Annotated in this window: 15 protein-coding genes; 6 read left to right on the top strand and 9 right to left on the bottom strand. The window is 73.7% G+C overall.

Annotated elements, in window-relative coordinates; translation table 11 throughout:
- Positions 1 to 5: 5 nt before the first annotated feature.
- On the bottom strand, positions 6 to 551 hold the full coding sequence (locus PV342_RS24375) for a WcaF family extracellular polysaccharide biosynthesis acetyltransferase (RefSeq protein ID WP_018556890.1): 546 nt from the start codon (positions 549 to 551) through the stop codon (positions 6 to 8).
- Positions 552 to 680: 129 nt separating this feature from the next.
- On the opposite strand from PV342_RS24375, the gene PV342_RS24370 reads away from it, so the two are divergent.
- Positions 681 to 2,213, top strand: coding sequence for a hypothetical protein (locus PV342_RS24370; RefSeq protein ID WP_386988840.1), 1,533 nt, complete (start codon positions 681 to 683; stop codon positions 2,211 to 2,213).
- Positions 2,214 to 2,245: 32 nt separating this feature from the next.
- On the opposite strand, the gene PV342_RS24365 is transcribed toward PV342_RS24370, so the two are convergent.
- On the bottom strand, positions 2,246 to 2,692 hold the full coding sequence (locus PV342_RS24365; RefSeq protein ID WP_018556888.1) for an FAD synthase family protein: 447 nt from the start codon (positions 2,690 to 2,692) through the stop codon (positions 2,246 to 2,248).
- A 135-nt stretch (positions 2,693 to 2,827) separates the two neighbouring features.
- Between PV342_RS24365 and PV342_RS24360 the strand changes: the two genes are divergently transcribed.
- From PV342_RS24360 to PV342_RS24350, 3 genes are read left to right on the top strand one after another with little or no spacing between them, the layout of a single operon-like run.
- Entirely contained in the window at positions 2,828 to 4,114 is a 1,287-nt protein-coding gene (locus tag PV342_RS24360) for a glycosyltransferase family 4 protein (RefSeq protein ID WP_433419316.1), read from the top strand.
- A gap of 23 nt (positions 4,115 to 4,137) precedes the next feature.
- Complete coding sequence (locus PV342_RS24355) at positions 4,138 to 5,871, top strand: hypothetical protein (RefSeq protein ID WP_018556886.1); 1,734 nt, start codon at positions 4,138 to 4,140, stop codon at positions 5,869 to 5,871.
- Positions 5,868 to 7,127 carry an MATE family efflux transporter gene (locus PV342_RS24350; protein ID WP_500318681.1) on the top strand — a complete coding sequence of 420 codons (1,260 nt, stop codon included), beginning with the start codon at positions 5,868 to 5,870 and terminating at the stop codon, positions 7,125 to 7,127. The genes PV342_RS24355 and PV342_RS24350 overlap by 4 nt, the downstream gene beginning before the upstream one ends.
- A gap of 249 nt (positions 7,128 to 7,376) precedes the next feature.
- Here PV342_RS24350 and PV342_RS24345 read toward each other — a convergent pair whose 3' ends face one another.
- The 6 genes from PV342_RS24345 to PV342_RS24320 all read right to left on the bottom strand — a co-directional run bounded on the left by PV342_RS24345 (position 7,377) and on the right by PV342_RS24320 (position 14,927).
- A complete protein-coding gene (locus tag PV342_RS24345) occupies positions 7,377 to 8,948 on the bottom strand; it encodes a methionine--tRNA ligase (protein WP_500318680.1) in 1,572 nt (523 codons plus the stop codon).
- Positions 8,949 to 9,090: 142 nt separating this feature from the next.
- Positions 9,091 to 9,861 (bottom strand): CDP-alcohol phosphatidyltransferase family protein, encoded by a 771-nt coding sequence (locus tag PV342_RS24340; protein WP_378360594.1) that lies wholly within the window; start codon positions 9,859 to 9,861, stop codon positions 9,091 to 9,093.
- A 55-nt stretch (positions 9,862 to 9,916) separates the two neighbouring features.
- Positions 9,917 to 12,073, bottom strand: a complete 2,157-nt coding sequence (locus PV342_RS24335) for a SpoIIE family protein phosphatase (RefSeq protein WP_500318679.1) — start codon at positions 12,071 to 12,073, stop codon at positions 9,917 to 9,919.
- A 271-nt stretch (positions 12,074 to 12,344) separates the two neighbouring features.
- The gene (locus tag PV342_RS24330; RefSeq protein ID WP_500318678.1) at positions 12,345 to 13,433 is read right to left on the bottom strand and encodes a serine hydrolase domain-containing protein; all 1,089 of its coding nucleotides are present in this window, start codon (positions 13,431 to 13,433) and stop codon (positions 12,345 to 12,347) included.
- Positions 13,399 to 13,596, bottom strand: coding sequence for a hypothetical protein (locus tag PV342_RS24325; protein WP_018556880.1), 198 nt, complete (start codon positions 13,594 to 13,596; stop codon positions 13,399 to 13,401). The genes PV342_RS24330 and PV342_RS24325 overlap by 35 nt, the downstream gene beginning before the upstream one ends.
- A gap of 38 nt (positions 13,597 to 13,634) precedes the next feature.
- The gene (locus tag PV342_RS24320) at positions 13,635 to 14,927 is read right to left on the bottom strand and encodes a multidrug effflux MFS transporter (RefSeq protein WP_400802088.1); all 1,293 of its coding nucleotides are present in this window, start codon (positions 14,925 to 14,927) and stop codon (positions 13,635 to 13,637) included.
- A gap of 81 nt (positions 14,928 to 15,008) precedes the next feature.
- Between PV342_RS24320 and PV342_RS24315 the strand changes: the two genes are divergently transcribed.
- Positions 15,009 to 16,019, top strand: coding sequence for a Gfo/Idh/MocA family protein (locus PV342_RS24315; protein ID WP_500318677.1), 1,011 nt, complete (start codon positions 15,009 to 15,011; stop codon positions 16,017 to 16,019).
- Positions 16,020 to 16,025: 6 nt separating this feature from the next.
- Here the strand turns inward: PV342_RS24315 and PV342_RS24310 are convergent, their stop codons facing one another.
- Positions 16,026 to 17,672, bottom strand: a complete 1,647-nt coding sequence (locus tag PV342_RS24310; protein ID WP_018556877.1) for an alkaline phosphatase D family protein — start codon at positions 17,670 to 17,672, stop codon at positions 16,026 to 16,028.
- A 484-nt stretch (positions 17,673 to 18,156) separates the two neighbouring features.
- Here PV342_RS24310 and PV342_RS24305 point away from each other — a divergent pair.
- Positions 18,157 to 18,413, top strand: a 257-nt coding sequence (locus PV342_RS24305; protein WP_500318676.1) for a hypothetical protein, incomplete at its 3' end; no start/stop codon positions are given.

The following is an 18,413-nucleotide window of genomic DNA, read 5'->3' as shown; positions in this document are numbered from 1 at the left end:
CTCCTTCACGACTGGGGCTCCTTGAGCGTCCGGGTGCCGTCGGCGGTGTGCAGGGTGAGTTCGGGCAGGTCCTTCGACAGGACGGTGCCGGCGCCGACGACGGCGTGGCGGCCGACGGTCACCCCGGCGAGCACGATGGCGCGGGCGGCGACCCAGGCGCCGTCCTCCACGGTGATCGGCGCGTTGCGGTAGCGGAAGTCGACGGTGCGGTGGTCATGGCTGCCGGTGCACAGCAGCGCCTCCTGGGAGACGCAGACGTCGGCGCCGATGGTGACGGGCTCCAGGTTGAGCAGCCAGGCGCCCTCGCCGATCCAGGTCCGGTCGCCGACGGTCAGCTTCCAGGGCCACAGCACCCGGACGCGGTGCCGGATGAGCACCCCCTCGCCGATCGTGGCGCCGAAGGCCCGCAGGATCGCCACCCGCAGCCGGGCCGGGCAGAACCAGGCGGAGAACACGGTGTTCATCACCGCGAACCACAGCGCCTGGACGGCCTTGCCCCGCCCCTTGTCGTATCCGGCCAGTGTGAAGGCCGACAGATCACGTGCCGTCACGGACGCACCCCCAAGAACCCCCGTCCCGGGTGCCCTCCCCGGCACCGTTCGCACAGATTATCCGTGGACACGCTCCCGGGGAGGCAGGATCTATAGACTGCGCGAGGGGAATCGTTGGGGGGCTGTTGCATGGCCGTTCAGGCACACGAAATCCAGCCGCGCGGAATCCCGCCGCGGGGGCCGGGGGGCCCGGCCGGTCCGTCCGGTCCGGCGGCGGGGGAGGTCGAGGTCCCGGCGGTCTCGCCGCGGGCGCTGCTCTCCCGCGCGCTGGCCGTACCGCTGATCCTGGGCCTGGGGCTGTTCCTGCCCGCGGTGGTCGCGGTGCAGCCGGGTCCGGGCGTGCGCGACGGCGTCTTCTGGCTGCAGCTGGTGCTCACCTGCTACTCCGGCACGCGGCTGGCGGTGATGGCGCTGACGGCCCACCGCAAGCTGATCCAGGGCTCGTTCTGGCTCTTCGTGTACGTGGCGATGGGTGTCGCCCCGCTCGTGCAGAACGTCCTCGACCAGACGCCGACGCCGGTGGTCGGCACGCGCGCCGACCTGCTGGTCGCGGTGGCGCTGGTGCTGATCGGCTGTGCGGCCTTCGACGTCGGCGCCCTGCTGTCGCGGCACCGGCCGATCCGCCGGGCCCGGCGCAAGGACCGCTCCGCCTCCTTCCACCGCAGACGGGTGTTCCTGCTGGCGGCGATCGCGTTCGTCGGCAGCGCGCTGCTGGTGGTCAAACTGGGCGGTCCTGCCGTGTTCTTCAGCAGCCGTCAGGCCATCACCGACACGATCCGGGCCGACGGCGCCGCCTCCGCGGAGTCCAATGTCGGCTCCGCCTTCCTGCGCGGCTTCGGCACCGTCCCGGCGCTGCTGGCGCTGCTCGTCTTCACCCGCTGGCTGGTGACCTCGCGACGGGCCCGCCGGCGGCCGCTGGTGATCGCCACCTGGGGTGCGCTGCTGCTGCTCAACGGTGTGGTCAACAACCCGATCAGCAACCCTCGTTACTGGTTCCTGACGGTGCTCTTCTCGTTCCTGTTCACCGCCTTCCCCAAGAGCCCGACGATGTACCGGACGGCCCTGGCGCTGGGCGTGCTGGCCGCCCTGGTCGTCTTCCCGTTCGCCGACCGCTTCCGCTACGACGACAGCGGCTACAAGCCCGTGCAGACCACGTCCGTCTTCGAACCGCTGGCGATCAAGGACTACGACCAGATCGGGATGTTCGCCAACACGATCACCTTCTCGGACACCGGCCCCGGACACTTCTACGGCCGCCAGCTCGCGGGCTCGGTGTTCTTCTTCGTGCCGAGGTCGGTCTGGCAGGGCAAGCCCCGCGACACGGGCGTCATGATCGGCCAGTGGATGGGGATGAAGAACGTCAACCTCTCCTCCCCCATGTGGGCGGAGGTCTGGATCGACTTCGGGGCCGGCGGGGTCGTCGTGGGCTTCGTCGCCCTCGGCTACCTCGCCGCCCGCGGTGACCGCCGCTACGCCCTGCGCACCTCGGTGGACCCGCGTCCGGGCAATGTGATGGCGATCGTCATCCCGCTCGTCGCGGGGTACTCCTTCATCCTCCTGCGCGGCCCGCTGCTCCAGGCCTCGGGCCGCATCGGGGTCGCCCTGATCTGCTTCGCCCTCGTCACGACCCTGCGCTCCGACGAGCGCGGGCAACTGCGCTGAGCGGGCCGCGCCGGACCGGGCCGCGACGGAGGTCAGCGCCCGGCCGCGCCCGCGGCCGGGGCCGTCAACGCGTCGAGCGCGCGGCGCAGTTGCGTACTGGAGGTGTGCACCGTGTACGGGAAGTAGACGACCTCGACGCCGACCGTGGCGAAGTCCCGTTCGAGCCTGGTGCCCTTCTCGGTGCCGCGCCAGTCGTCGCCCTTGAAGATGACGTCGAACCGGACCTGCTCCCAGGTCTCCAGCTTGTCCGGGACGGTCTCGACGAACGCCGCGTCGACGAAGCGCACGCTGCGGACGATCTCCAGCCGCTCGATGAGCGGGACGACCGGCTTGCGCCCCTTGGCCAGGGCGGCCATCTCGTCGGACACCACTCCGGCCACCAGGTAGTCGCACTGGCTGCGGGCGTGCCGCAGGATGTTCAGGTGGCCGACGTGGAACAGGTCGTAAACACCAGGTGCATACCCCACACGGTGCGCCATGTTGCGAATCCCCCCACAGGAATACAACCGTTCCGCGAGTTGCGGAGTCTCAGACATTAGCGTGAAGCCAGTGTGTTTCTCTGGTGAACGGATAAGGTGAGCATCTGGTCACTTCTGGGGGGAAGGGGTCCTTCCGTGCCCGAGTTCAAGGGCCGCACTCTGCTACTCGTCTCCACCAACTACGCGCCCGAGCACGCGGGCATCGGCCCGTACGCCACGCAGATCGCCGAGCACTGGGCGGCCGCGGACGGCGGCGGCGCCGAGGTGCACGTGCTCGCCGGGATGCCGCACTACCCGTCGTGGCGGCTCGACCCGGCGTACAAGGGCGTGTGGCGGATCGAGGAGCGGCGTGCCGGGGTGCGCGTGCACCGTCGGCGGCACACCGTGCCGCCACGTCAGACGGCGCTCAAGCGCGCCCTGTTCGAGGCCTCGATCCTCGCCCACGGGCTGGTCGCGGCGCCGCGCGTCCGGCCGGACGCGGTGGTGGCGCAGATGCCGAGCCTGGCCGGCGGCGTGATCGGCGCGCGCATCGCCGCCCGGCACAAGGTGCCGTACGTACCGATCGTGCAGGACCTGATGGGTGCCGCCGCCGCGCAGAGCGGCATCCGCGGCGGCGACCGGGCTGCGGCGGCCGCCGGGGCCGTGGAGGCGTACGCGCTGAAGCGGGCCACGCTGGTCGGGGTGATCCACGAGAGCTTCGTGGACAAGGTCGCCGCGATGGGCGTGGACCGCGGACGCATCCGGCTGGTCCCCAACTGGTCCCATGTGGCCCGCCCTTCGCGGCCGCGCGAGGAGACCAGGGCGCGGCTGGGCTGGGGACCGGAGCAGACGGTCGTGCTGCACTCCGGCAACATGGGGCTCAAGCAGGGCCTGGAGGTGCTCGTCGAGGCGGCCCGTCTCGACCCCTCGGTGCGCATCGTCCTGATGGGCGACGGCAACCAGCGCGAACATCTGCGGGACCTCGCGGCGGACGTGCCCAACCTGGAGTTCGCCCCACCCGCCGACGACGCCGACTTCCCCGACGTGCTGGCCGCGGCCGACGTCCTGGCGGTCACCCAGCGCGCCTCGGTGCTGGACATGAGCATCCCGTCCAAGCTCACCTCCTACTTCGCCGCCGGGCGGCCGGTGGTCGCCTCCGTCGCCGCGGAGGGCGGCACCGCCCAGGAGGTGCTCCGCTCCGAGGCCGGGCTGCTGGTGGAACCGGAGGACCCGGGGGCGTTCCTGAAGGCCGTGCGCGCCCTCGCCCAGGACCCGGGGGCCGCCGCCGAACTCGGGGGCCGGGGGCCCGCGTACGTGGCGGCGCACCTGAGTCGTGAGGCCGGATTGTCACGGATCAGTGCGCTCCTCTCGGAGGCACTGGACACGGCCGCAGAAGCTGTCGATCCTGAGGGATCGGACGTATGGGGGGTTCCACGCACGTGAGTGATCAACCGCACGCATCGCAGATGTCCGAGGCCCACGACGAACCGGACCTCCTGCGGGACCAGTTCCGTCAGCTCGTCCGCTACCGCGCGCTGCTGGTGGCCGGCGTGCTGATCGGGCTGCTCGGCGGCGGATACCTGGCCGTCTCCGGCAAGGACACCTACGTGGCGACCAGTGAGGTCGTTCTGCGGGCGGCCACCGTCGACGAGTTCGCGGCCGGCGGCACGGCGCCCGACAAGGCGATCAACATAGGCACCGAGCGGCAGACGGCGATGAGCAACGAGATCGCCAAGCGCGCCGCCAAGAAGCTGCACCTGCCGGCGCGTTCCGTTTCCGCGCTCCAGTCCGACCTCCAGGTCACCAACCCGCCCAACACGCTGGTGCTGCGCTTCGCGTACACCTACACCGACCCGGACCAGGCGGCCCGCCGCGCCAACGCGCTCGCCCAGGCGTTCATGGACGCGCGCCGGGAGGCCACCGAGAACACCATCAAGAACACCGTCCACAACCTGCGCAAGCAGCTCGACCCGGTGGTCAAGCAGCGCAAGGAACTCGACGAGCAGATCCTGCGGCTGGGCGAGGGTCCCACCCTCGACGCCGCCACCACCGTGCAGGCCACGCTCGTCGGCCGCATCTCCGAACTCAGCACCAACATCACCAGGTTGCAGACCCTCGACACCACGCCCGGGAAGTGGATCCGGGTCGCCTCCCCGCCGGCGGCGGCCTCCGGTCCCGGGCTGCCCATGATGCTCGGCCTCGGCGCGCTCGTCGGCATCGCGATCGGTCTGCTGGCCGCCTGGGTGCGGCTGGTGTTCGACCCGACCGCGCGCTCCGAGGGCGACGTGGTGCGGGCGCTGCGCGCACCCGTGCTGGGCACCCTTCCGCGCAGCAAGGGCGGGCCGCTGCTCGCCGTCGACAACGCCGACCCCCGGCCGGCCGAGGAGTTCCGCTCGGTCGCCTTCCGGCTCGCGTACGACCAGCGGTTCGCCGAGCACCGCCGGCTGCTCGTGGTCGCCCCGCGCGGGGGCGGCGACACGGCGGCCTCGGTGGCCGTCAACCTCTCCGCCTCCTTCGCCGAGATGGGCATGGAGGTGCTGCTGATCGAGGCCGACCTGCGCACCCCCGGGCTGTCGGCGCGGCTGCGCGCGGCGGACGGCTCCCGGCCCGGCTGGGCCCGCTCCCCGCACCTCAGCGAGGGCGGCTGGCCGGCCGGTCTCCAGGTGCCCATCGACGCGGGCGAGTCCGGCTCCTTCGACCTCGTGCCGGGGCGCCGGGTGCGCAACGTGGCGCGGGCGCTGACCTCGTCGGCGGCGAGCCGGCTGTTCGCGGAGGCGGACACCCCGGGCGCCGCGGTGATCGTGCTGGCCCCCGCGGTCCTCACGTACGCCGACGCCCTCGCGCTGGCCGACCGCATCGACGGCGTCCTGGTCGTCGCCGACCCGCACGCGGTCCACCGCGCCGACCTCGACCGGGTGCGCCAGCTGATCACCGGCGCGGGCAGCACCGTGCTCGGAGCCGTCCTGCACACCTCGCCCGGCCGCGGCTGGTGGGCCCGGCGGGCCCGCAGGGCGGCGCGCAAGCGGAGCGCCGCCGCGGCGCGGTCGGAGGCCGCCGTCCCGGCCGCCGGGGCCGCGTCCTCCCCGGAGGGCGGCGTCACCGTCGCGACGACCTCCACGGCCAGGACGGCCCTCACCCCCGGTGACGACACCCCGGCGCCGACCACCGACACCATCCCGCTGCGCACGGTGACGCGGTGACGGTGCGCCCGGCGCCGGGCGCGAAGACCGCGATCGTCTGCTCCGTGCTCGACCAGGGCGTGGCGGCGCTCACGAACATCCTGGTGCTCGTGGTCGCCGCCCGGCTGTCCAGCGCCGCCGGGTTCTCGGTCTTCTCGATGGTCTACACCGTCTTCTCCGTGCTGCTCGGCGTGAGCGTGTCGTACGTCGGCCAGGCCCTGGTGCTGGAACGGGGCGAGGCGGCGTCGGTGGCCGCGGCCTGCCGCTCGGCGGCGTCCTTCGTGGCCGTGGCCTCCGCGGTGGCCGGGGGAGCCATGGCGGCGGGGCTCGCCTTCGTCCCCGGCGAGACGGCCTGGGCGCTGGCGGTGCTCGGCATGGTGCTGCCGCTGGTGCTCACCCAGGACGGGCTGCGCTACTGCTTCTCGACCCTGCGGCTGCCGCATCTCGCCCTCACCAGCGACGTGCTGCGGCTGGCCGTGGCGCTCCCCGCGCTCGCGCTGCAGCCGCACGGCACAGGCCCGGCGCGGCTGGTGGCGGTGTGGGGCCTGTCCGCGGTGCCCGCGCTGCTCGTCGGCGCGGCCCTGCTGGCCCCCCGGCTGCGCGGCACCAAAGCCGACCTGCGGCGCTTCGTGCGCCGCGGTCACCTCGGGCAGCGCTTCGTCGTCGAGTACGGCGTCGGCAACGCCTCCAGCCAGCTCGCGGTGGTCGGCCTCGGTATCTTCGCCAGCCAGCTGGCGGTGGGCGCGCTGCGCGGTACGACGACGCTCTTCGGCCCGATGAACGTGCTCTTCAACTCCGCCACCGCCTTCGGGCCCCCGCTGCTGGGCCGCGTCCCGGGCATGCGCGGTCAGGTCCGGGCCACGGCCGTCCTCGCCGCCGTCCTCGCGGGCGTCGCCGCCGGCTGGACGGCCGTCCTCATGGCCCTGCCGGACCGCGCCGGCCGTGAACTGCTCGGCGAGACCTGGTCGGCGGCGTCCCGCCTGCTGCCCGCCACGGGCACGCAGTACGCCGCGATCGCCGCCGGCACCAGCGCCCTGCTCACCCTGCGTGTCCTGCGCCCGAAGGCCACCCTGCCCATCCAGGTGGTCTTCTCCCTCGCCTCGGTCGGCTTCATGATCGGCGGCTACGCCCTCGGCGGCGTCCTCGGCGCCGCCTGGGGCCTCGCCCTCGGCTCGGGCCTCAAGGCGCTGGTCCTCTGGGCCCGCGTCGCCGTCGTCCGTCGCGAGTCCGCCCCGGCGGACGACCCCGAGACCCGCGCCGAGCCCGCCCCCGCCTAACGCCCCGCGGGCGGGCCCTGTTCTGCTGCGGGTGGCGGGTCGTCGCCGTCCGCGCGTACGGACGGCCGGTTGCCGCGCCTTCGCCGGATGGTGGGCGCACCCGCCGTGACCGGCGTCTGCGGGTGCTCCAAGGTGCTGTCGGGCGGTGTGCGAGCGAGATCGAGCTCTGTTGCGCCACCTGTGCGGCCGAAACAGAGCCCGTTCCCCTGTGCCCGCGCCCTACCGGAGGGGTCTCACCACCACCCGCCCTCACGGCCCGGGCGTCGCCGCGGCATCCCGGTGGGTGGAGTGCGGGAACAGCGGGGCGGGGGACGGAAGACGGCCGTCGGGGCACGGGGCGCAGCGGCGGGCGATCAGGGCCGCGGCGTCCGGGAGGAAGGGCTCCAGCTCGCCGGCGAGGGTGCGGCAGGCGTGCACGAGGGCCGCCAGCACCGCGTCGAGACGGTGTCCGGCGCAGGCGCTGCGGTGGCGGCGCTCCGCGCGGGCCAGTTCCCAGGGCCGGGTCTCGTCGATACAGCGGTTGGCCTCGTCGACGATCCGCCACACGGCGGCCGCGGCACGCCGGAAGTCCACGTCGTGCAGCGCCGCCGCGACGGCGTCCGGCGCCTCCTGACAGGCCGCCAGCACGCTCTCCGTGCCGGGCTCGCCGGGCCCCTCCGCCGCGGGGACGACCCCGTCGCGGAACCGGTGGACCATGGTCACCACCCGGTGCACCAGGTTGCCGAGCCCCCCGGCCAGGTCCGCGTCGGCGCGGGCGACCAGCCGTTCACGCGTGAAGTCGGTGTCGCCGACCCGCGGCACCTCGCGCAGCAGCCACCAGCGCACCGCGTCGGTGCCGTGCTCGGCGGCCAGTTCCTCCGGGTCGACGGTCGTGCCCGAGGACTTGCTGATCTTGCGCCCCTCCACCGTGAGGTAGTCGTGGACGAGGATGTCCGTCGGCAGCGGCAGCCCGGCCGACAGCAGCATCGCGGGCCAGTAGACGGCGTGGAAGCGCAGCACCCCCTTGCCCACCAGGTGCACGCGCCGTCCGTCGCCCGCCCACCACCGGTCGTACGCGGCGCCCCCGTCCCCGTCGGGGCCGCCGTAGCCGAGGCTGGTGACGTAGTTGCCGAGCGCGTCCCACCAGACGTAGATCACCTGTTCCGGGTCGCCGGGCACCGGGATGCCCCAGCCGCGGGCCCGGGTCTGGGAGCGGGAGACGGAGAAGTCGCGCAGGCCGCGCGCGAGCAGGGCGAGCACCTCGTTGCGGCGGGCGGCCGGTTCGATGCGCAGCCGCCCGTCCTCGATCAGCGCGCGCAGCGCGCCGGTGTGGCGGGACAGCCTGAAGAACCAGTTCTCCTCCGCGACCGCCCGCGGCTCGGTGCCGTGCTCGGCGCAGCGGCCGCCCACCAGGTCGTCCGGGGTGTAGAACTGCTCGCAGCCCACGCAGTACAGGCCCTCGTAGTGCTCGCGGTAGAGGTCGCCCGCCTCGGCGCAGCGGCGCCACAGCCGCTCCACGCCGGCGCGGTGCCGGGGGTCGCGGCTGGTGCGGATGAAGTCGTCCAGGGAGAGCGCGAGCGGCGCGTCCAGTGCGGCGAACGCGGCCGCGTTGCGGTCCACGAGGTCCTGGACGGGGATGCCCTCGGCCTCGGCGGCCAGCACGTTCTTCAGCGAGTTGTCGTCCGTGCCGCTGAGGAAGCGCACCGGTTCGCCGCGCCTGCGGTGGTGCCGGGCGAGTACGTCCGCCTGCACCAGTTCGAGGGCGAAGCCCAGATGGGGGCGGGCGTTGACGTACGGGATGGTGGTAGTGACGTAGAAACGGGACGTCCGGGCTGCGGTCATCGGAACCTCCGGGAAGGGCGGGGGCGGGGCTCCGATGCGCAAAAGGATCGAGGCCCCGGCAGGGGCCTCGGAAGACGCGAACGCGTCCGGTGTCAGCGGCCCCGGGCGGGGGCCGTCATCTGCTGGTGGTGCGGGTTCGCGATCATGCCTCGATGCTAGCAGCGGGGGCGCTCAGTTCGCGGAACCATTTCGCGAGGAAGGCGACGAGGAAGAGCGCGTGCACGGCGAACAGCGCCGCGTACGCGGCGAGGAAGACCCTCGGCGCCCCGAGGGTGAGGAAGACCAGGCAGAACACCCCGTAGTCGACGGGCAGCAGCGCGACGGCGCGCAGCCGTGACGGCGCGGCGGCCGGAACCGCCTGGGCGGACGCAGGGGGCTTCGGCTTGAGCTTGTCCGCCAGCAGGCCGCCGCTGAAGATCATCACGGCGACGAACTGGAAGCCGAGCGGCAGCAGCAGCCAGCCCTCGGAGGGCAGGTCGAAGAAGCGGTGGAAGGAGATCAGGACGGCCGCGTGGATCGCGGTGATCTTCCCGGCGTCGACCACGTGGTCCAGCCACTCCCCCGCCGGGCTGCCCCGCCCCAGCAGCCGGGCGAGCTGCCCGTCCGCGGAGTCGAAGGCGAAGCCGACGACGAGCCCGAGGTAGACGGCCAGGGCCAGCGGCCAGGAGGGCCGGGCCAGCGCCAGCGCCAGCACCGCGCCCAGGCTGAACGCGGCGCTGACCAGGGTGACCTGGTTGGGCGTCAGCCGCGCCCGGTAGGCGCCGGCGGCGAGCACCCGGCCGGCCGGGCGGTTGATGTGGCGCGAGTACAGCGACACGCCCTTGGCGGACTTCTGGGCCGTGCGCAGTTCGCGCAGGGCGCCACCGATGGTCAGCGTCACGTGATCCCCCAGCAATGCGACATTCGTGCGCATCACATCATGGCAGGACGCGGCCCCGCGTGGGGGCCGGTCCGCCTCTGAGGGGTCGTCACACCGGCGGCAGGGCCGCCGCCCCCGTCACATGGGTGAGCAGCAGGGCGATGTCGTCGTTGCGCGGACCGGAGCGCTGGGCGTGCCCGAGGAGGCTGTCGGCCAGGGCGTCCATCGACGCGTCCGGGCCGGCCCGGGCGACCTGGGCCGCCAGATCCGCGGCGGAGGCGTCGAGGTCGACGCCCGGGGTCTCCACCAGGCCGTCGGTGTACAGCGCGAGCACCGCGCCGGGCGGCAGCGCGATCTCCGTCGTCGGGTAGCGGGCGTCGCGGTCCACGCCCAGCAGCGGGCCGGGCGGCAGCGGCAGCACCTCGGTGGTGCCGTCCGGATGCCGCAGGACCGGCGGCGGGTGGCCGGCGGTCGCGATGCAGGCGGTGTGCCGTTCCAGGTCGAGCTGGGCGTAGAGGCAGCTGGCGAGCAGCCCGGGATCGAGGTCGACGAGCAGCCGGTTGGAGCGGGTCAGCACCTCGCTCGGGGAGGCGCCCGCGACGGCGCGCACGGCGGTGCGGACCTCCCCCATGAGCGCGGCGGCGTTGACGTTGTGGCCCTGGACGTCGCCGATCGTCACGGCGCAGGTGGTCGTGTCGAGCCGGATCACGTCGTAGAAGTCGCCGCCGATGTCGATGCCGCGGGTGGCCGGCATGTAGCGGGCGGCCACCTCCAGGCCGGGGACGTCCGGCAGGGCGCGGGGCAGCAGCCGCGCCTGCAGGCTGATGGTGAGGTTGTGCTCGGCGTCGTACAGCCGCGCCCGGTCGAGGGCCTGCGCGACCAGGCCGGCGATCGAGATGAGGATGCTGCGCTCGCCCGAGGAGAAGGGGTGGGGGCGGTCGTAGGCGAGGGCCATGGACCCGACGGGCCGGCCCGAGGTGATCAGTGGCAGGAACGCCCAGGCGGCCTTGCGGTCCCGGACGACCATGTCCGGGTAGATCCGCAGCAGTTCGTCGACATTGGCGAAGAAACTCGGGACGCCGGTCTTGAGGGTGCGCACGGCCGGGTTGTCGACGTCCATCGGCAGGGTGTCGACGGACTCCATGAAGTCCTCGTGGTAGCCCCGGTGCCCGATGACCCGCAGCCGCCCCTCCTCGGCCGTCATCAGCGCCACGGCCTGCACGCCGAAGACCGACAGCATCTGCTCGACGACCAGGTCGATGACGTCCTGGGTGCCCACGGCTTCGGTGAGCGTGGCGGCCATGTGCAGCAGGTGGTAGAGGGCGATGGCCCGGTCTGGCGTGGGGCCCGCCGGGAGCAGCGCCGCGGGCGTCTCCGCGGCCTCGGGCGCGGGGGCGGGGGTGACGCGGACGCTCACGCCCGTGCCGTCCGGGTAGAACTCGAAGGTGAGCCAGCGGTCCGGAGGGCGCAGCGCCGTGGCCGTGCCGGGACGGCGGCTGATCATCGCGCCGCGGAAGCGGTCCTCGAAGACCGGGTCGTCCAGCCAGGGCAGCAGCTCCCAGGGTTCGGTGCCCAGGAGGTCGGCCACCTGGGCGCCGAGCAGCGCGGCGGCGGTCTGTGTGACGAAGGTGATCCGGCCCTCCAGGTCGAGGGCGAAGGAGCCGTCCGGGAACCGTTCGGCGAGGTCGGCGGCGGCCATGGCCTCGTCCGGGCCGTGGGTGCGGGTGCGCAGCACGGGCAGCACCCGCGGCTCGTCGGGGGGCAGCACGGGCCGGCCCTCCTCGGCGGCCCTGCGCAGCAGCCGCCCCATGCGGTCGCAGGCCCCGCGGTACGCCTCGCGGTTGCGCCGGGTGATCCGCCCGGGGTGCCCGGTGTGCCCGCCCGGCCACACCAGGCACAGCGCGCCCCAGGTGGTGGGGCCGCTGGTGATCGGGGCCGCCGCAAGCGGGAAGTCGTACGGCAGGACCAGGGCGAGCCTCGGGTACGCCCGGGCGGTGTCCTCGTGGCCGCCCAGCAGCACCATGCGCCGTTCCCGGACCGCGTCGGCGACGGGGCTCGAGGCGCTGGACACCACCCGTCCCCATATGGTGTCGATCTTGCGGGAGACCCCGACGACCACGGTCAGCCGCAGCATGTCCTGCTCGGGGGCCATCAGGTAGATCAGGCCCATGGAGGCGCCCGTGTCGCGCACCACCTGGCTCAGCGGGGAGTCCAGCAGCGCCGGACCGGGGTCCGCGGCGACGAGACCGGCGAGCTCCGGCGCCATGCCCTCACCGCCCTCCGGCCGCAGCCGGGCCCGGTCGCGTCCTGACCTCGGGGACCATCGCCTCCTGTGCCTCCGTTCCGCCGTGGGGGCCGGCCGGCCGACGCGGCTGCCGGGAGGCATCCGGGGATGGACACTCCCCACCCCGCGTCAGCTGCCAAACTACCCGTGAACAGCATTGTTCACCTTTCGGGCGCCCGACCCCACCGCCCGCCGCGCACGCCACGTCCCTGCGGCCCCACATGCCCCAGCCGCCTCATGCGCTCCACCGGCCTCACAGGATGCCGAGCGCCCTGGCGAACCGGGTGCCCGCCGCCGCCCGGGGCGCGCTCCCGTCGCGCCATGTACGGCAGGGGTGCACCGAGTTGGCGAGCAGCACCAGGAAGCCGTCGGTGGCGGGGTCGATCACCAGGCTCGTGCCGGTGAACCCGGTGTGTCCGGCCGCGCCGCGCCCCGCGAGGGCGCCCATGAACCAGGGCCGGTCCACCTCGAAGCCCGGGTAGGGGCCGCCGCGGTCGAGCAGCGCGCGGCAGAACAGGGCGAGGTCCCAGGCGGTCGAGAACAGGCCCGCGTGACCGGCGACCCCGCCCATCACGTAGGCGTTCTCGTCGTGGACCGTCCCGCGGAGCGGGCCGCGGTCGAGCCGGGCCCAGGGCCTGCGCTGGTCCTCGGTGGCGGCGATCCGCGGGGTCCAGGACGCGGGCGGGTTGTAACGGGTCTCGTACATCCCGAACGGGTCGGTGACGTCCTCCCGCACGAGGGCGTCGAGGGCCTCGCCGGTGGTCCGCTCCAGGACGTGCTGGAGGGCGATGAGATTGAGGTCGGAGTAGATCCGCTCCGTCCCGGGCGCCGCGACCGGGGCCTCCTCCCACAGCAGCTTCGCCCGGGACTCGGCGTCGGCGTGGTCGTGGAAGGGCAGTTCGGGGCGGAGCCCCGAGGTGTGGTCGAGCAGCTGCCCGACGGTGATGCGCCGCTTGCCGGCCGCGGCGAACTCGGGCACGTAGGCCGCGACCTCCCGGCCGGGTTCCAGTCGTCCCGCGGCGACGACTGCCGTGAAGAGCTTGGTCAGCGACGCCAGGTCGAAGACGGTGTCGTGCCGCATCGGCACCCACCGCTCGCGCGGCAGCTCGACGCCGCGGTCGGCGTTCTCGTCGTAGGCGGCGTAGCGCTCCGCCCAGCCCACCGCCTCGTGGACGGCGACGGTTCCGCCGCGGCCCGCGAGGACCACCGCCCCCGCGCACCAGGGGTGCACCGAAGGTGGCACGGGCTCCAGATATGGGGTGATGTCCGTGACGAGCCGGCTCAGCTCGTCACCGCGCAGCTCCGCCTCACGGGAGGTACCTCTCGACAGCTGCGGGGCCATGCTCCTCCAGCAACTTGCGGGCCTTCTCGATGAGGGCCGGTGTCGGCTCGCGGCCGGAGGCCATGACCAGGTCCTCCGGGTCGATCATGTGTTCGGACCCGGTGTGCAGGCAACTGTCTGCGGTCTTCCAGGCCCACTTGCTCTCGTCGATCGGCTCGGACATCGCTGCCTCCTGAGTCGGCGCGGCAATGACTGCACGAATCACCGTGCATCCACAGTACGTCGCCGCGGTCGGCACAGCCCGGCGAAGCAGACCACGGCGGCCAGGGCGCTGCCCAGCTGCACCACGGCCATGGGCACCGCCGTGTGCTCGCCCGCGATGCCGACGAGCGGCGAGGCGACGGCGCCGACCAGGAAGGAGGTCGTGCCCAGCAGCGCGGAGGCCGATCCGGCGGCGTGCCGGGTGCGCATCAGCGCGAGCGCGTTGGTGTTCGGCAGCACCAGGCTCATCGCCGCCATCAGCACGAAGAGCCCCGCGGCGACCGGCAGCAGCCCCACCGGCCCGAACCATCCCGAGGTCAGCGCCAGCAGCACCGCCGCGGCCGCCGTGATCACCGCCAGCCCCACCCCGGTCACCTTGTCCATGCTGACCCGCCCGACCAGGATCTTGCCGTTGACCTGGCCCAGTGCCACCAGGCCCACGGAGTTGAGGCCGAAGAGCAGGCTGTAGGTCTGCGGGGAGGCCCCGTAGATCTCCTGGACGACGAACGAGGAAGCGGAGACGTACGCGAACAGCGCCGCGAAGGTGAAGCCGCCGGTGAGCATGTAGCCGGTGAACGCGCGGTCCGCGAGGAGGCCGCGCATCGCCCCCAGCGTCTCGCCCAGCCCGCCGCCGTGCCGGTCCCCCGGGCTCAGCGTCTCCGGCAGGCAGCGCCACACCACGAGCGTCAGGAGCACCCCGACCACGGTCAGCACGACGAAGACCCCGTGCCAGTCGGTGAGCCGCAGCACCTGGCCGCCGATGAGCGGCGCGACGATCGGCGCGACCCCGGAGATCAGCATCAGGGTGGAGAAGAAGCGCGCCATCGCGACGCCGTCGTACAGGTCGCGGACGATCGCGCGGGCGATCACTATGCCGGCCGCGCCGCTGAGGCCCTGCAGCAGCCGGAAGCCGATCAGCAGTCCCGTGGTGGACGCGAGGGCGCAGACGGCGGTGGCCAGGACATAGAGCACCATCCCCGCCAGCAGCGGGCGGCGGCGGCCCCAGCGGTCGCTCATCGGGCCGACGACCAACTGGCCGAGGGCGAGTCCGGCCAGGCACGCGGTGAGCGTGAGCTGCACCGTCACGGCGGGGCTGCGCAGTTCCTCGGTGACCTGCGGCAGCGCCGGCAGATACATGTCCATGGAGAGTGCGGGGAGGGCGCTGAGCGCGCCGAGGAGGAACGTCACCATCAGGCTGGTGCGAGCTCCTGGGATCTCTCCGGCGCGTCGTACCGGGGTTGACGGCCCCGGTGTGGATATCTGGTCGGGCGGGGTCGCGCCGGCTTCCGGCATGGGTCTCTCTCCGTGGTGTGTGAATCGTTCTCTATGCTCTCAGCAATCACGAGGTGGTCGAGGCCAGGTGGGGGCAGATTCATGACGGAATCGGTCGGTTCCGGTAGGAAAGTGCGCTGGGGCATCCTGGCCACCGGTGGCATCGCCGCGTCCTTCGCCGAGGACCTGCGCGAACTGAAGGACGACGCCGAGATCGTCGCCGTCGGCTCGCGCCGGCTCGAGTCCGCGCGCGCCTTCGCGGACCGCTTCGGCATCCCGCGCGCGTACGGCAGCTGGACCGAACTCGCCGACGACGAGGGCGTGGACGTGGTGTACGTCGCCACCCCGCACTCGGCGCACCGCGTCGCGGCCGGGCTGTGCCTGCGGGCCGGACGGTCGGTGCTGTGCGAGAAGCCCTTCACCGTCAACGCGGTCGAGGCGCGCGAGCTGGCCGACCTCGCCCGGACCCACGGACGCTTCCTGATGGAGGCGATGTGGACCTACTGCAACCCCGTGGTGCGGCGGCTGACCGAGCTGGTCGCGGCCGGTGCGATCGGCGAGGTCCGCAGCGTGCACGCGGACTTCGGCCTCGCCGGCCCCTTCGACCCCGGCCACCGGCTGCTCGACCCCGCGCTCGGTGGAGGCGCCCTGCTGGACCTGGGCGTCTATCCGGTCTCCTTCGCCCACCTGCTGCTCGGCGAGCCCGACGAGGTCCAGGCCTGGGCCCACCTGACCGAGGACGGCGTGGACGACAACACCGGCATGCTGCTCGGCTACGACAGCGGCGCCATGGCGGTGCTCAGCTGCTCCCTCACCGCCGACACCGCCCGGACCGCGGTGGTCACCGGCTCCACGGGACGGATCGAGGTTCCGGCCGGCTTCTTCCACCCGGACCGCTTCGTGCTGCGCCGCGAGGGCCGCGAGCCCGAGGAGTTCGGCGCCCCGGACGACGGTCTGCGCGGGCTGCAGCACGAGGCGGCCGAGGTCATGCGCTGCCTGCGCGCGGGCGAGCGGGAGTCCCCGCTGGTGCCGCTGGAGGGCAGCCTCGCCGTCATGCGGACGCTCGACACGGTCCGGGACCGGATCGGCGTCCGCTACCCCGGCGAGCACTGACCCCCGTCAGGTCTCCCGCAGACCGGGGTCCCCGGCCTCGGTCACGAAGGACGCGGCGGTGGTCAGGGCGGCGCCCGGGGTGGTCACGGCGTCGACGGTCCTGAAGTCGGCCCGCGCCTCCTCGGCGTCCAGCCGGACGGTCACATAGCCGCGGCGGCCGTCGTAGAACCGCAGGTGCGGGTTGGCCTCCATGACCGCCGACCAGTCGGACGGGCGCGGGGAGCCGTCGCGGCCGCTGCTGACCGAACTGGTGACCAGCTCGGTGCCGATGGTGCGCGAGGTCGGGTCGTCCCAGTCCGCCTTGATGTCCATCGCGTAGTGGACGTGCACGTCGCCGGTGAGCACCAGCAGGTTCTCCACGCCGGCGGCGCCCGCCCCGGCCAGCACGCGGTCCCGGGAGGCGGGGTAGCCGTCCCAGGCGTCCATGCTGAGCGGGGACGCCGCGGTGGTGCCGCTCCTGCGCCGGGACAGCACGACCTGCTGCGGGATCACGTTCCAGGTGGCGTGCGAGCTGCGGAAGCCGTCCAGCAGCCAGCGCTCCTGGGTCGCCCCGGTGATGGTGCGGGCCGGGTCCTGCGACTCCGGTCCCGGGTGGTGCCAGCGGCCGCGGTACGCCTGGTCGGTGCGGTACTGACGGGTGTCGAGGATGTCGAACTGCGCGAGCCGTCCGTAGTGGAAGCGGCGGTAGAGCGTCATGTCCGGGCCCTGCGGGAGCTGCGGGAGGCGCAGCGGCTGGTTCTCCCAGTAGGCGCGGTAGGCGGCGGCGCGGCGGACGAGGAACTCGTCGCCGGGACCGCCGCCCTCGTCGGAACCGCCCGCGTAGTTGTTCTCGGTCTCGTGGTCGTCCCAGGTGACGAACCAAGGGAAGGCCGCGTGCGCGGCCTGCAGGTCGGGGTCGGACTTGTAGAGGGCGTACCGCAGCCGGTAGTCCTCCAGCGTGACCGTCTCCTTGGCGAACCAGGAGGGCAGGGTGCGGTCGGTGTAGGCGCGGGCGCCGCCGGTGGCGCCGACGGCGTACTCGTAGAGGTAGTCGCCCAGATGGAAGACGGCGTCGACGTCCTCGTCCGCGAGGTGCCCGAGCGCGGTGAAGTAGCCGTCGTGGTAGGCCTGGCAGCTCACCGCGGCCAGGCGCATCTCGTACGGGAGGGAGTCCGGCGCGGGGGCGGTGCGGGTACGGCCCGGGGGGCTGATCCACGGGCCCGCGCGGAAGCGGTAGTAGTACACCCGGTCGGGTGCGAGGCCCTGGGCGTCGACGTGCACGGTGTGGTTGAACTCCGGGTGCGCCGTCGCGATGCCGCGGCGGACGACCCGGCCGAACCGGTCGTCCCGGGCGATCTCCCACTGGACGGGCACGCGCGCGTCGGGCAGTCCGTTGCCCGGCGCCGGCTCGTACGGGCGCGGCGCGAGCCGTGTCCACAGCACGACCCCCGAGGGCGTGGGGTCGCCCGAGGCGACACCCAGCGTGAACGGGTACTCGGTGAGCGTCCCGGGCACCGCCTCGGCCGCCTGGGCGGCACCGGCGACGGGCAGGTTCGTGCTGAACGCCAGGGTCGCGGCGGCCCCCGTGACGGTCAGGAAGCGGCGGCGGTCGAAGAGCGCGGCGGCGGCGCGCAGGATGCGGTCGTGACGGCCGTGGCCCTGCGGCTCCGTCATGTGCTCCTCCCCGGCGGTGGGTTGCGCGACCCCGGTCCGGTGGCCGGGCGGATGTTCACCTGTGCACGGCACTGCGCTGCCGCGTACACGGCCCCCGGAACCCCCCGTTCGGCCCACGACGCCCCTGCCACGCTGTTGACGCCGCGTCACCTCGGCGACCCGGAACGGCCACCGTAACCGCCACGCCCGACCCCCGCGATCCGAGGCCGCCCGTCCGGGGAGACCCCCGGCGCACCACGTCGGGCAGGGCTTCCCTTCCGAGATCACCCAGAGCGGTGACAGCGGATGCCGCAGGTCACACCCAGGAGGGACTGCCATGACGGACCGTCACCACGTCTGCGGTGCGCGACCGGACGTACGGGGCGGGCCCGCCCGCACCGGCCGCGGGCCACCGGTCCGGCCCCGGGGCGGCTGGGGTGACGGAGCGTCATACACCACATGCCGAATCGGTCCCCGCCGCCGGCCGAAGGCGCCGCGCGGCCCGTTGGAGGACCTCGACGACCGCACCACAGGCCTCAGGCCCGACGAGTTCGGCCTCGGCGCACGGCGTCGACCGGGGCGCGGGGTGCGCCGCGGGCGTACCGGTCCCCGACGAAGGCCCGGATACGCGGCGGCCGGGGCCCGGCAGGGCGGCACGGTCGCCCGCGCGGCCCGCTGCCGTGCGTTCGGCGCCGAGGACGACGAGGCCGCGGCGGCGCGCCGACAGGCGAGCCGGGCGCGGACAGCCGACGGCGGCGGGGC

The organism is Streptomyces sp. PA03-3a (genome assembly GCF_033792735.1).
Taxonomy (GTDB): domain Bacteria; phylum Actinomycetota; class Actinomycetes; order Streptomycetales; family Streptomycetaceae; genus Actinacidiphila.
This window is presented reverse-complemented; position numbering and strand designations above follow the sequence as displayed.